Consider the following 13,788-nt stretch of genomic DNA (forward strand, 5'->3'; position numbering starts at 1 on the left):
CTTTACAAATGAGACAATCCTTTAGAAGGGGAGAGGCGTGGCTTAGTGTTTGTTAGTATGTTAATTGTTTTTGTTTTGGAAACTAAATAAGTTAGCGTTAAGTACTATTTGAGATATATAGTTCATCACAATTTTGGTTGCTTCCTCCGCATCATAACTTTTCCGGTTATTTAAAATATTTGTAAACATACCTTGCCAAATTAAAATGGTTAATTCATTAATAGAATCAACATTTTCCTCATTTAGATACCCTTCTTTTAAAGCGATTTCTAACATAGAACGACCCCGTTTTGTCATATTATGTTCAAACAGAATGGATGTTAAATCTTCTGGAATGTTAATTAAATCATTAGGGTAGAATTGATAATAATGTTGTAGTAATTTTTCTGGAGTATCACCTAAGTCCAAAATAAAAACAGCATGGAAAATTTGCGGTTTTTGAAAGGAATGCTGGCAAAAGCATTCCCAAGCCAATAAATATTTTTCAATTGGATCTTTACCTTTTTGAATGTAAATAGCGACTTCATCTGTGTAACTTTTCATAAATTTCATAGAAGCAAAAAAGATTAGATGTGAAATTTCCGAAAAATAGTTATAAATTGTTGCGCTATTATAGCCTGCTTTATCTGCAACTTTTCTTATTGTTACATTTTCCAACCCTTCATCTTCAATAATCTCCGCTGTTGCGTCTACAAAGTATTTCCACATACGACTCATTTGTATTTCTTTCTTTTTCACAGAACTCTCTCCTATTAAGATTCTTTAAATAGTTGGCTATATTTTTCAATAATTACCAAATTTAATCTTCATTATATCATAATTATAGTCATCTCAATGTAGTGTGTTAATGGTTATAATAATCTGAATATTCTAAGTTGTTATTCTAGTTTTTGGGTGGTATACTGTTCGTAATTATTAAATAATCATGATTATTAAATAATCATGATTTATTTAATGATTGTGATTATATTTTATTAAAGTGTGTTTAAACCCTTATTATTCTAAATAAACGAACTATATCTAAAAGGAGGACTCTGATCATGAACAAAAAAATCATTACACAATTTCCGTATACATACCAAACCATTGAAAATACATGGATTGTGTTAACGGACGGTACAAAACTTTCAAGTCGTATTTGGTTACCAGAAGTTGAGAAAAATCAGAAAGTGCCTGCAATTTTGGAGTATATTCCTTATCGTAAAACAGATGGAACTAGAGCGAGAGATGAACCGATGCATGGTTATTTTGCAGGACAAGGCTATGCGGTGGTCCGAGTAGATATAAGAGGATCTGGGGAATCGGATGGCTTATTAAAAGATGAATATCTAAAGCAAGAGCAAGATGATGCTCTTGAAGTACTTGAGTGGATTGCAAGCCAAAGTTGGTGTAATGGGAGTATTGGAATGATGGGCAAATCGTGGGGAGGATTCAATTCTCTTCAAGTGGCAGCGAGAAGACCCAAAGCGTTAAAAGCAATTATTACTGTAGGCTTTACAGATGATCGTTATAACAATGATATTCACTATAAAGGTGGTTGTCTCTTAAACGATAATTTCTGGTGGGGAGCTATTATGTTAGCATATCAGCTTCGACCTCTTGATCCTCACATTGTCGGGGAAAGCTGGCGTGAGAAATGGTTGGAACGATTAGAAAATATGCCATTATGGATGGCACAATGGATGGAACATCAAACAAGAGACGACTATTGGAAACATGGTTCGGTTTGTGAAAATTATGATGAAATTGAGGTTCCCGTTCTTGCGATTGACGGTTGGGAAGATGCGTATTCGAACACTGTATTAAGTTTGATGAAAGGGCTCTCTGTTCCTAGAAAAGGGATTATTGGACCTTGGGCGCATGTTTATCCGCATGATGGAATTCCTGGACCAGCAATGGGCTTTCTACAAGAGGCAGTGAAATGGTGGGATTATTGGTTAAAAGGGATTGACAATGATGTTATGGATGGACCGATGGTAAATGTATGGGTAGAAGAAAGTATGTCACCTTCTGCAAGAAAAAAAACAAGTAAGGGATATTGGGTTGGGCTTGAATCATGGCCAACAAGGGAAGTTAAGACAAAGGTATATCAATTAGCGTATGGTAAATTATTTGAAGGACCTATTGATAGCGGAGAACAGGTACTGCTTAAAACACCATTAAATCATGGCCTTTTATCAGGTGAGTGGATGGGAGCTGGCGTAATTGGAGAAAGTCCTGCAGACCAACGTTTAGATGATGGTATGACTAGGATATTTGAAAGTGAAGTTTTAGAGAAACCACTAGAGATAGTTGGTTATCCAAGATTTGAAGTAGAATTAATGAGCGACAAATCAAAGGCGATGCTTTTCGCTCAACTATCAGATGTTGCACCCGATGGAGCTGTTACCCGCGTTTCCTATGGCGTGATGAACTTAACACACTTAAATGGACATGATTGTGTAGATTTATTAACACCGGGTGAAAAAGTAAAAGCTTTTGTTGATTTAGATTGTTGCGGGCACAAGTTTAAAGAAGGTCATCGTATACGTTTATCACTTGGCACAACGTTTTGGCCAATGTTTTGGCCAATGCCTGAAGAAGCCACACTTACACTGAATTTAGAAACTGCTACGTTCTCATTGCCAATTTTTTATGGCAATCAAATTAGTGGACCAAATATGAATCCTGAAAGTGCGCCATTAACCCCGATCACAATTCTTCAAGAAGGAAGAGTAGATCGTTCTATTTCGTATGATATTTTAAGTGATACGTGGACATGTATAACTGATGGAATTGGTGGGGTATTTGGTGAAGGCATTTATCGCTTCGATGAGGTTGATGTGACAGTTGAACACAATTTGAAGCGAGAGTTGACATTAAGTAATTCTAATCCACTTTCAGCTAAATATACGATTTTCCAAAAAATGAGAATAGGTCGTGACGGTTGGTGGATTGACGCTAATATAACAATTACTAAGACATCGGATCAAGAAAATTTTAGAATTATCGGAGAGATGGATATTAAAGAAAACGATAAACATGCCCTTCATAAGAAGTGGGATCAAAAAATTAAACGTTTTGGATTGTAAATAACATGTAAGGGGAAAAAAGATGGAAGCTAAATTAAAGAAGAACACAGCAACGTTAGTTATCCTAGCTGTTTCAGGTGCCTTAATTTACGCATTGCCTTATTTTAGAAACTATTACTATGATGTTTTTCTAGAAGCATTTCAATTAACTAATACACAAATGGGGACACTTGGAAGTGCCTATGGAGTTTGTTGTTTGATTTCCTATGTATTTGGTGGATATTGTGCAGATCGTTGGAAAACAAAATATCTATTAACAATTTCCTTGTTTGCTACAGGAGTATTAGGTTTTGCTTTATTATTGTATCCTCCTTATCCAGTGTTATTACTAATTCATGCGGCATGGGGGATAACGTCTATTATGACGTTCTGGGGAGCATTAGTAAAAGCTATACGCTCGTTAGGTTCTGAAAATGAACAAGGAAAAGCATTTGGATTTTTTGAAGGGGGAAGAGGTATCACCAACATCGTTCAATCTGCTCTAATATTAGGCATTTTTGCATTTTTTGCAAAGCGAATGAGTGATAAAATGGCTTTATCGGCCGTTATTACGGTATATTCAGTCATTTGTCTACTTTTGGGGATAATGATTATGTTACTTTACAGAGATTCAAATAGCGAAAATACCCCAGCAAATGAAAATGATAAAAAGTTTAATTGGACGGTACTTTGGAAAATCCTTAAAATGCCAACGACCTGGCTAGCAACGATACTTATTTTTACTTCTTATGCGATGATCATTAGTTACTACTATATTACGCCTTATGCAACAGCTGCTTTTGGTGCATCTACATTAATCGCTGCTGCTTTAGGCTATTTTTCTCAATATTGCCGACCAATTGGAAGTTTTAGTGCAGGGATTATTGGGGATCGAATAGGAGTTTCCAACATGGTATTAATAGGATATTTAATATTAATTATTGGTTTGGGTGGTCTTATTATTCTACCTGGGAAAGCTTCTTTAATCCTAATGTTACTAGTTTTCATTGCGATTATTTATACGTCAATGTATGCCCTTCAAGCATTGCACTTCGCAATATTGGTAGAAGGTGATTATCCTGTAGAAACAACAGGAACGATTTCGATGCCACTAATGATTATTGGATATAGTGGAGAAATTTTTATGCCACTTATTGCAGGTGCTTGTTTGGATTACTGGGATGGAACGACAGGATATAAAGTATTCTTTACAATTCTATTGACTCTAGCGATTATAGGATTGATTACTGTTGTAATTTGGCAAAAAGTAACTCGCGAAAAACGAAAAGAAATTGCAATGCAAAGAACATTTGCTAAGGTACAACAAACATAAAAGATTAATAGAACATCAATCAACAGATTGCTGTTCTATTTTTTTGTTTAAAACCCCTTGCTTTGAAGCGACCCCTAAAAGTAAGACACGGTTATTTCATTAGGAAGCTTGGCTAAATTGAGCTTGCACGCCAAAGAAAAGTATAATAATTTCCGAATCCTATATAAGGATGAATATACAAGTGTGACGATCCTTTAGGACGGCAAGAGTCTGGGTTTACCACTTGATACGAATGAAATCAGGATTGATGGTGTCTCGTATGACCTAACCTAAAGTCCATGCTAATATAAATAATATAAATACTATAAAGATTTAAACTGAAAGAAGTTGATTTTATGACTAAATACAATTACTTTACATATGCCATTATGAATACCATTATATTTTTGCCGTATTTCCTCTTTACCATTATTGGGAATACTTATCATACGATTTTGAACGGTTGGTTTCCGCTTATTATTTTTTATGCTTTCCAAAATACAGGTACCTTTCTTATTAACTCTTTCGGAAAAAAGGTAAACACCCGTGAATTATTGTTAGGTTTTCTTATCCTCGCAATTGTCGGAGCAATATGCGGAGCTTTAGCACCATTTTCAACAATTTGGATTGAATTATCCGCTCTTTTTATGGGGATTGCAGTGAGTATTTTGTTACCACTCTACACAACAACCAAATATCATGAAAAGCATTTTTATAGAACTACTATGAAATCAAAGCATTATTTATTCGCGTTACTAACTATTATCATAATCGTTCCATTGACTTTGTTTACTGCTAACTCTAATCATCCAAGTTTAGCCTTTGTAATTTATGGAGTTGCTCTTTCAATATGTTATATTTCATTAAGACGTATGCCGAAATACCCGATTGCTAAATCGCATTCTTTCCATTTTTCATCATCATCATTTATATTATTTATTCTATTTACATTATTACTTTTTGTTATAAAAGCTACCCGTGAAACGAATTTTCAAATTCTTACCGTACTTTTAATTGTTAGTATCCTGATAACAATGACGGTTCTTACTTTAATGATTATAAAATCAAAAATTCATCTTCAATTACCGAGGTTTATTTACTTTTTTTCATTTATCCAAGGTATGATCGTTAATTTTTATCTACTATATGGTACATTTTTTGCATTATCGCAAAAAAGTAGTACTTACGCGATTTACAATATTTACATGCCATATGGATTAGGCATTATATTGTCATTGTTTATAGGAAATAAAATCATAAGTTATTTTAAACAATGTCATCCATTGTCCGTAATCAATATCGCTTTTGTTTTAGGAGTTTTATTCACTGTGATACCGTGGACCATCTCAATTGGTGGGTTCCTCATAGGTTTCTTTTCATCACTGCAGGCTGTAAAATTAAATCGCTTTGCTTATGATGCAACCGATTCATTTAAAGATTCTAGTCTTCTTTTACGTAGTAGTTGGGCTAAACTAGGAAGTATTATCAATCAGATGTGCTTCTTTTTCTTCATATTATTAAGTAGTTTTATCAATCATATACCACTCAATGAAGTGTTCTTAGCGCTCAGTGGAAAGACATTTTACTATAAGAATCAAATCTATACTGATTTAAAAACAACTGCCATTTTAATCATTACCATAATTGGATGTCTCTTATTGTTTGGATCATGGAAATTAAAACGAACACACAAAAACATAAATTAATATTAAAGAAAGCTAAGAATCGAAAATACAAATCCCCCTTAATAGACTTGTTAAGGGGGATAAATATATTACTTAGCATGAGGAGTAAATGTGTGTTTTTTCTAGTTTTACATGGTTTTATGACCTTTCTTCTTAAAGCCGGGTAATAACAGTGGCATCAAAACATTCAACACAATTTCTGCCTCGTTCTTTTGCTTGATATAATGCTTTATCACATCTTGATAATAATGTATTTCGTGTATCACCGTCTACGTAGTTAGTAACACCGAAGCTACTAGTTTTATGCTGCACTACAGGGAATGGATGATTTTCTAATTGTTGACGAAGTTCTTCAGCAAGCCTTACAGCATCATCTAATGTAGTTTGAGGGCAAATAACTAAAAATTCCTCGCCTCCCCATCTTCCAACTGTATCCTGCTCACGAATCGTGTTTTGCAATATCTCTGCTACATTCATTAATACTAAGTCTCCTACTTGATGGCCGAACTTATCATTTACTTCTTTAAAATAATCAATATCTAGTAGAATAATAGAGAACGGAGCCTTATGATGCTGAGCATGTTCAAATGCTTCTTCCAATACATCATCTAACCTTACGCGATTTGGAATTTGTGTTAGGCGATCTGTATTTGCTAATTTTTCAAGCTTAATTTTTGCTCTTTCTAGTTCTTGTGTTCGTTCTTTTACTTTATGTTCGAGCGTTTCATTGAGCATTTGTTGCATTTCTTGATGTTCTTTTTTAATAATATTGATTTTATCGCCTAATGCTAATGACAAAAAGATAGATTCAAAAATAGCAGCAATTGCAGGAACTTCCTCAAATATGACGGGATGGAATGGAATTAAACTTAAAAAGGCCAACGCTTGTATAATGATTGACCCAAGTAGAACAGTCCAACCTACCATATAAAATCTAGCCATTTTCTGACCTTTTAACAACACAACTATTCCAGATATCCAAAGGAAAATAAAGACAACTACAGCGAAAATAATTGTAAAATTATTTGTAATCATAACATTAGGGACAATGAATGAAGCAATTAATGAAAGTATAGTTATCCATAATAGAAGCTTTCCGAAATTGTGGAATCGGGGTACATATTTTTTAAGTTCTAGAAACTCTTTGCAAAATAGAATCATAAACAAAAGTAATATATTTCCGCTTATTGCAGATGATTTTATAAAGTACCATTTAGGCAAAAGTTGCCCTACTAGCTCAATATCTAAAGAATTCAATGAAGCTTGATAAAGGATAAAACTAAACATATACAAAACATAGTAAAAGTAAGCCTTGTCTTTTAATGAAAAAAATAAAAATAAATTGTAAATTAATAATGCTGTTAAGAACCCATAAAAAATTCCTGTTAAATATTTATAGTCAATAATCTTATTGATAAAGCTATCCGTTGTAAAAAGATAAGAAATTAAATTTAATGGTAATTCACCGTCTAACTTTATATAAATTTCTTGAACAGATGGATCTTGGATGTCAAATAAATTAGAGCGGTAATGAATGTTTTGATCGTCAATGTTTGAAATTCCTCTATGTTGAACACTATAGGAGCCATCTTCTTTCACTAAATACATTTCGATGCTATCAAGTTTGTCTGTTACCTCCAACCAGTAAGACTCCTGTTTATCCTTTAATATTTTTTCGGCATCTAATCGTAGCCAAATCGTATCCTGCGTATGCCAAAAGAATAAATAATTTTCTTTACTATCGACAAAGGAATTATCGTATGTACCACTTAATAAATCTTCTATCTTAATTTTTTTTGACGGGTCACGAAAAATATCATAATGCTGTCCCAATATAATAGGGTCCGATAGTTCCGCGGCATGACTTGGTAAGCTGAATTGCGTAAAAGTAAATATAAATACGATAAAAAAATAAAATACTAGGTTAGTTTTTATTATTTTATTTTTCAACATTTATTCTTTCTCCTATCCTAATCCCTAACCTTTAGTTCCTAGTAAGGATGCTAATTAAAGGTAAAATAAGGTGCTCTAAAAAGAGTTTTTCCCGTGGTAAGCAGTTATTTATTCTGTGGGTGGGAGATTAGCTGCTCGTAAAGGTACGATTGGTAAAGACGAATAATCAGTGGATGGATGAAGAAATCTCAACTGATTAAAATTAAACTATATGTAAATATATCACAACTATAATAGGTTTAGGATTTTTATGAATTGCAAATAATAAAAATTAAATCGTAACCAAAAGCATGAAAATTTGAATAGTAAGGGAATTAAGTAAGGATGAAATATTTATCCCTATTTACAGGTGAGGACCACTAACTTCTTTCAGCAAATGCCGATTTTCGGAGGCATCATTGATAAATTGGTTTATGACCTTCGATTTTCTAACGTTCCCTTTATTTGTAACATTACTTAGCCTAGGCATGCCTTTTGTATAAATAAGCGGTTATTGCTAAAAATAAGACCGTCAAAATGGGTGATTTAATAACAATCAGTATTTGTCATTTTACCACTTGTTATGACAAATTTTTTGCAATATCGACGCTTTTCATACATGTGAAGAAGGAACTTCAAGTGTATAACTGGCTTCGTATTGACAAACAAAGGAGGTGTAAACATGAGCGTAGTTTATAGAATCGCTTTAGTGTTAGTGATCATCGGGGCCATCAACTGGGGACTCATTGGATTCTTTAGATTTGATTTAGTTGCCTATTTGTTTGGTGGACAAACAGCGGTACTTTCTCGATGGATTTATGCATTTGTTGGGTTAGCAGGACTAATATCCATGCCAATTCTTGTTAAGCGATTTGAAGAGGATGAAGATTTAAACGTGGATCACAATGAAGATTTTGATTCTCATACACGCATAGACAGAAATCCAAGTTATGGTATGGAGTTTGGTGATGAGGTGGATTTTACCGCATTAAAAACAACAAATGAGTTAAAAGAAAAGAAAAAGGATTCACATAGCAAAAATAAAAATAAGCACAAAAATAAAAAGTAACCGCTAGGGCACTGAAAAAGTCCTATCTTCTCACTTAGCGAGGTATTCAAGATTAAACCGTTGAATACCTCGCTTTTTTCATTTGGCACAGTGACTCTACTGTTGTTTTCCGAAGCATTCCACTCGCATTCCGCGGGCGAGCGCAGAGCCTCCTCCTACGCTTCACTTCGTGCGGGGTCTCGTCTGTCTCGCTTTCTCGCAGGAGTCGAGCAATGCTTCTCCAAACAACGCAATGTATCATGTCACGCTTTCCTTTAAAAGAATTGTGCAAGTGATGCACCTGATGATTTCAAATCAAGAAAGTCTGTCTTATTAGTCGTTACTACTTGGAATGCGAAGGATCAAATCATTGTCCGTTACTGATTTGTTAACCAAGTTATTGGTGTGTCAAAATATCTTCAATCAAAAATGCGATATAGAGATTTGTTTTTGTAAATGGGTTACTTAAGTCCATATCTAAAAGCGATTCAATTTTTTTTATTTTATAAAGTACTGTGTTGCGATGAATAAATTGACGTTCACTAATCTTGCGAGTACTTCCATTTTCTTCAAGGAAAATGCGTAAAAATTGTACATAATCAGTGTTATGCAATTCATCATAGCGATGAAGCTGACCTAAGATGTCTTGGCTATAGGATTTGATTAATGATTGATTTTGTACGGCCATGATAATTTTGTAGGCACCAATTTCTTTATATTTATATAGGAAACGATTGTTATGGAGTTTTGCTAATTGGATTACTGTTAATGACTCATCATAGCTCTTGCGCACATTTTCAAGCTCTTTATGAAAATTTCCTTTACCAATGATAATATCTAAGTAACCATTTTTTTGCGTAATTTTGTCGTAAATTTCTTCAACAATTTTTGAGAAGGGAGTAGTTGGTGTATTGATTTGTGCTCTGTCGATTAAAAAGATGAGGTGATTTTTATGCTTTAGTTTTAAGAAGCGTTTATATCTATTTTGAAAGGCAAATTGGATCATGACCTCGTAACGGTCAATATTAGCTTGTGCACCATTTGTTGTACATGTAATGATGGCTAGCTCCCTACCTTGTGGAAAGCCTAGTAGTGTTAGTTGATCTTTAATATAGTTGGCGTTTTGCTTGTAGTGAAAAAGTAAGTTGAAAAGAACCTTTTCTTCAATAGAAAGCTCTTGATGGTGATTGGAAATAAATTGAAACGTGGTTTTTAATAAATCTGCTATGCGATAATTCCATGGCATGTTAAAAATAGGGAAGTCATGTTCGTTGGCAAAGGATATAACTGAATCAGGTATGCTTGGAATATATGGACCAGTATTAATGATAAAACCTGCTACCTTTTTAGAGAAAGCAAGTTTTACAAGCTGTTCTAAGGAATCTTTTTCTAAAGATAAATTAATACCTGTAGTCACGACTAATTCATTAGGTCTACAAAACATAATTAAATCGATGCTTTCTACTACGTTAATCCCTGTAACTCTTCGACACGCTCCGTTATGTCCAGCTATTAATGTTAGCATTGGGAATTGAACTCCCTCTACAATTTTGCGAATTGTCCCCATTTTTTCCCCCCTTATTATGAACATAACTTACCATATATTATGTGCAGATGCACATATTTTTTTAGTTTACTATCTATATCTCATAATTTTTATCTTTTATAGAATGTGTATAACTACTGTGAAAGAGAGGACTTGCATATGTATAAGTGTAATAGTAGACGATTGCAAGAGTTAATTGAACAATTTAGTCAATTTGGAGCGACCGAAAATGGTGGCGTAACTCGTTTGTCTCTTTCGAATGAGGATGTATTAGCAAGAAACTACTTTTGTGAGTGTTGTGAAGAATTAGGGATGGATATCAAAGTCGATGATATGGGCAATATTTATGCCACGCTACCTGGGAAAAAGGATGCTCCTCCAATTGTGATGGGGTCGCATTTAGATTCTGTTGAAAAGGGTGGGAAATTTGATGGTGTTTTAGGCGTTTTAACAGCTATAGAGGCCATTAGAACGTTAAAGGAAAATGACATCGAGCTAGATATCCCTATAATGATTGTGAATTTTACAAATGAAGAAGGGGCTCGTTTTGATCCAGCAATGATGAGCTCTGGTGTCATCTCAGCAAAATTTGAAAAAGAAAAAATGCTACAATCTGTCGACAAAAATGGTACTAGTTTTAAAGAGGCACTGCAAGCGAGTGGGTATGAGGGAGATCAGGAAAATCGTTTAAGGGAAGCACTTGCATATATCGAATTGCATATCGAACAAGGGCCTGTTCTAGAGGCGAAGCAATTGGAAATAGGAGTTGTCGAAGGTGTATTAGGTATGGTTTGCTATGAAATCGCGGTTTCAGGGCAGTCCAATCATGCTGGAACGACACCCATGACAATGCGTCAAGATCCGATGATCGTAACGTCAAAAATCATTTCGTATTTACATGAAGAGCTCGGAAAAATTGATGAACAGCTAGTGTTTACCTTTGGTCGAATGAATGTATCTCCAAATATTCATACGGTTATACCGAACAATGTGACTTTTACGATAGATTCACGTCATCAAAAACCAGAGATTATGCAAAAGGTTGAGGACATACTGAATAATCTCCCAGCAGAGGATATGGGCTGTAGCATTAAGCCAGTTAAACTATGGGGCAGAGATACAGTCCATTTTGATACTCAAATTTGTAATGAAGTGGAAAATGCTTGTCAGAGCTTTGGCTATACTGCTCATCGAATGTTTAGCGGGGCAGGGCATGACGCGCAATATATGGCAAGCATTGTGCCATCAGCGATGATTTTCGTACCAAGTATTAATGGGAAAAGTCATTGCGAGGAAGAGGAAACAACATTTGAGGATTGCGCGAAAGGAGCAGATGTGTTGCTTGAAACAGTATTGACATTACAAACAAAGTTCAGTATGGGAGAGACTTACACGTTGCATTAAGGTAAGATTGACAAAAATTATCACGATTGAGCATTCTCCATTATTTTAAGAAGGGTGAGGGGCAGAATGAAAAAAATTATTAAAGGTGGACGAGTAGCGACAGCTGCAGATGTTTTTGAGGCAGATATTTTAATTGAAAACGGAAAAATTGTTCAAATTGGCAAAGATTTATCTGAGGTGGGCGCAGAAATTATTGATGCTACTGGTAAGATTGTCATGCCAGGTGGGATTGATCCGCACACACATTTAGATATGCCATTTAACAATACGGTAACCGATGATGATTGGAAATCTGGTACTATTGCAGCGGCTTTCGGTGGAACAACTACTATTTTGGACTTCTGCTTAACGGCTGGCGAAGAAAAACTTTCAGCTGCCGTTGAAAAGTGGCATGACAAGGCGAAGGGGAAATCAGCGATCGATTATGGATTCCACTTAATGATTGGGGATTTAACGCATGAAACAGAAGCTGAATTGCCACAAATCTTAGAACAAGAGGGCATTACTTCTGTAAAGGTATTTATGGCTTATGCGAAAGAATTTCAAGCAACTGACCGCACCCTTTTTAAAGCTTTTAAAATAGCGAAAGACCTCGGTGCTGTTGTTATGGTGCACTGTGAAAATGGTTCTGTTATTGATGAGCTTGTGGAAGAAGCGCGACGTGCAGGTCATAAAGAGCCGATTTATCATGCGCTTACTCGACCGGCTGAATTAGAAGGAGAAGCGACAAAACGGGCGATCGAGTTAGCCCATATTGCTGGAGCTACTCTTTATGTTGTGCATGTCACTTGTAAAGAGGCGGTAGATGAGATCATTGCCGCACGTGAAAAAGGCTATGACGTCTATGGTGAAACATGTCCACCATATTTAACTTTGGATCAATCTGCTTTAGCACAACCGGGTTTTGAGGGTGCAAAATATGTTTGGTCCCCACCACTTCGCCCTAAATACCATCAGGATCATTTATGGAATGCTTTAAAAGCAAAACAACTACAAACAATCGGATCTGATCAGTGCTCATTTAGTTTTAAGGGGAAAAAGCAGTTAGGATTAAATGATTTCTCTAAAATTCCTAATGGTGGGCCTTTTATCGAAGATCGCTTCAGTATTTTATATTCAGAAGGCGTAGCAAAAGGAAAAATTTCTATCAATGAGTTTGTCGATATGATCTCCACAAGTGCAGCCAAAATATTTGGCTTATTCCCACAAAAAGGAACGATTGCAATTGGTTCTGATGCCGATATCGTTATCTTTGATCCAGAGGTAAAACGAGAAATTTCTGCTAAAACACATCATATGAACGTAGATTATAATCCGTATGAGGGATGGGAAGTAACTGGGGAGCCAGTAAGTGTACTTGTACGTGGAGAATATGTCATTAAAAATAAAGAATTTGTTGGGGTATTGGGTAGTGGGCAATATATCAAACGTACATTAAAAACTACGGCTGCAGAAGCACTAAACATTTAGCACAGGCTGTAATACTCCCATGAAAGTACGACTTGTTCAATTAATAATCAGTGAGGGATGAAGAAAAAACCACTGATTAAAGTTTCACTTTTAACCGATTGCTTTGAATGGAGAACAGAGCAATCGGTTTCATAATATCTTAATTCAGCTACAGAAGATAATCTACCGTGAAATGAACGTTTAATGTAGCTCTTTTTCATAATTAATAAGGCTCATCACTATGTATATAGGTTGATTGGCGTGAAGGCCTGCGACTCCTTTGTGACCAACCTCGAGTTGGCCCGACATGCGCCCAGCAGGAGCGGAAATCAACCACAAGTGATGGTGACGAGTCATGAAAA

At 35.2% G+C, this 13,788-nt stretch carries 9 protein-coding genes; 6 read left to right on the forward strand and 3 right to left on the reverse strand.

The genetic code is table 11. The features are described from left to right. Positions 1-60 precede the first annotated feature (60 nt). Positions 61-738, reverse strand: a complete 678-nt coding sequence (locus MWJ95_RS01220; protein WP_249103751.1) for a TetR family transcriptional regulator — start codon at positions 736-738, stop codon at positions 61-63. A 302-nt stretch (positions 739-1,040) separates the two neighbouring features. On the opposite strand from MWJ95_RS01220, the gene MWJ95_RS01225 reads away from it, so the two are divergent. The 3 genes from MWJ95_RS01225 (at position 1,041) to MWJ95_RS01235 (ending at position 6,068) form a co-directional block, all read left to right on the forward strand. Beyond that, positions 1,041-3,071 carry a CocE/NonD family hydrolase gene (locus MWJ95_RS01225; RefSeq protein WP_249103753.1) on the forward strand — a complete coding sequence of 677 codons (2,031 nt, stop codon included), beginning with the start codon at positions 1,041-1,043 and terminating at the stop codon, positions 3,069-3,071. A 22-nt stretch (positions 3,072-3,093) separates the two neighbouring features. Beyond that, positions 3,094-4,383 carry an MFS transporter gene (locus MWJ95_RS01230; RefSeq protein ID WP_249103756.1) on the forward strand — a complete coding sequence of 430 codons (1,290 nt, stop codon included), beginning with the start codon at positions 3,094-3,096 and terminating at the stop codon, positions 4,381-4,383. A gap of 335 nt (positions 4,384-4,718) precedes the next feature. Next, the gene (locus tag MWJ95_RS01235; RefSeq protein WP_249103757.1) at positions 4,719-6,068 is read left to right on the forward strand and encodes a hypothetical protein; all 1,350 of its coding nucleotides are present in this window, start codon (positions 4,719-4,721) and stop codon (positions 6,066-6,068) included. Between the two features lie 132 nt (positions 6,069-6,200). Here MWJ95_RS01235 and MWJ95_RS01240 read toward each other — a convergent pair whose 3' ends face one another. Further along, complete coding sequence (locus MWJ95_RS01240; protein WP_249103760.1) at positions 6,201-8,000, reverse strand: sensor domain-containing diguanylate cyclase; 1,800 nt, start codon at positions 7,998-8,000, stop codon at positions 6,201-6,203. A gap of 661 nt (positions 8,001-8,661) precedes the next feature. On the opposite strand from MWJ95_RS01240, the gene MWJ95_RS01245 reads away from it, so the two are divergent. Beyond that, entirely contained in the window at positions 8,662-9,048 is a 387-nt protein-coding gene (locus MWJ95_RS01245; RefSeq protein WP_249074107.1) for a DUF378 domain-containing protein, read from the forward strand. Positions 9,049-9,424: 376 nt separating this feature from the next. Here MWJ95_RS01245 and MWJ95_RS01250 read toward each other — a convergent pair whose 3' ends face one another. Continuing rightward, positions 9,425-10,594, reverse strand: coding sequence for a PucR family transcriptional regulator (locus MWJ95_RS01250; protein ID WP_249103763.1), 1,170 nt, complete (start codon positions 10,592-10,594; stop codon positions 9,425-9,427). A 138-nt stretch (positions 10,595-10,732) separates the two neighbouring features. Between MWJ95_RS01250 and MWJ95_RS01255 the strand changes: the two genes are divergently transcribed. Both MWJ95_RS01255 and hydA read left to right on the forward strand, forming a co-directional pair. Next, on the forward strand, positions 10,733-11,977 hold the full coding sequence (locus MWJ95_RS01255; protein ID WP_249074105.1) for a Zn-dependent hydrolase: 1,245 nt from the start codon (positions 10,733-10,735) through the stop codon (positions 11,975-11,977). Positions 11,978-12,043: 66 nt separating this feature from the next. Beyond that, positions 12,044-13,447, forward strand: a complete 1,404-nt coding sequence (hydA, locus tag MWJ95_RS01260; RefSeq protein ID WP_249074104.1) for a dihydropyrimidinase — start codon at positions 12,044-12,046, stop codon at positions 13,445-13,447. The last annotated feature ends 341 nt before the right edge of the window (positions 13,448-13,788 follow it).

Source organism: Lysinibacillus sp. Bpr_S20, from assembly GCF_023337835.1.
Lineage (GTDB): Bacteria > Bacillota > Bacilli > Bacillales_A > Planococcaceae > Lysinibacillus.

What these genes read in the sequence shown, in the direction of transcription:
- hydA (WP_249074104.1), top strand. Translation starts at nt 12,044, where the DNA reads ATGAAAAAAATTATTAAAGGTGGACGAGTAGCGACAGCTGCAGATGTT.
- MWJ95_RS01225 (WP_249103753.1), top strand. Translation starts at nt 1,041, where the DNA reads ATGAACAAAAAAATCATTACACAATTTCCGTATACATACCAAACCATT.
- MWJ95_RS01235 (WP_249103757.1), top strand. Translation starts at nt 4,719, where the DNA reads ATGACTAAATACAATTACTTTACATATGCCATTATGAATACCATTATA.
- MWJ95_RS01250 (WP_249103763.1), bottom strand. Translation starts at nt 10,594, where the DNA reads ATGGGGACAATTCGCAAAATTGTAGAGGGAGTTCAATTCCCAATGCTA.
- MWJ95_RS01230 (WP_249103756.1), top strand. Translation starts at nt 3,094, where the DNA reads ATGGAAGCTAAATTAAAGAAGAACACAGCAACGTTAGTTATCCTAGCT.
- MWJ95_RS01240 (WP_249103760.1), bottom strand. Translation starts at nt 8,000, where the DNA reads ATGTTGAAAAATAAAATAATAAAAACTAACCTAGTATTTTATTTTTTT.
- MWJ95_RS01245 (WP_249074107.1), top strand. Translation starts at nt 8,662, where the DNA reads ATGAGCGTAGTTTATAGAATCGCTTTAGTGTTAGTGATCATCGGGGCC.
- MWJ95_RS01255 (WP_249074105.1), top strand. Translation starts at nt 10,733, where the DNA reads ATGTATAAGTGTAATAGTAGACGATTGCAAGAGTTAATTGAACAATTT.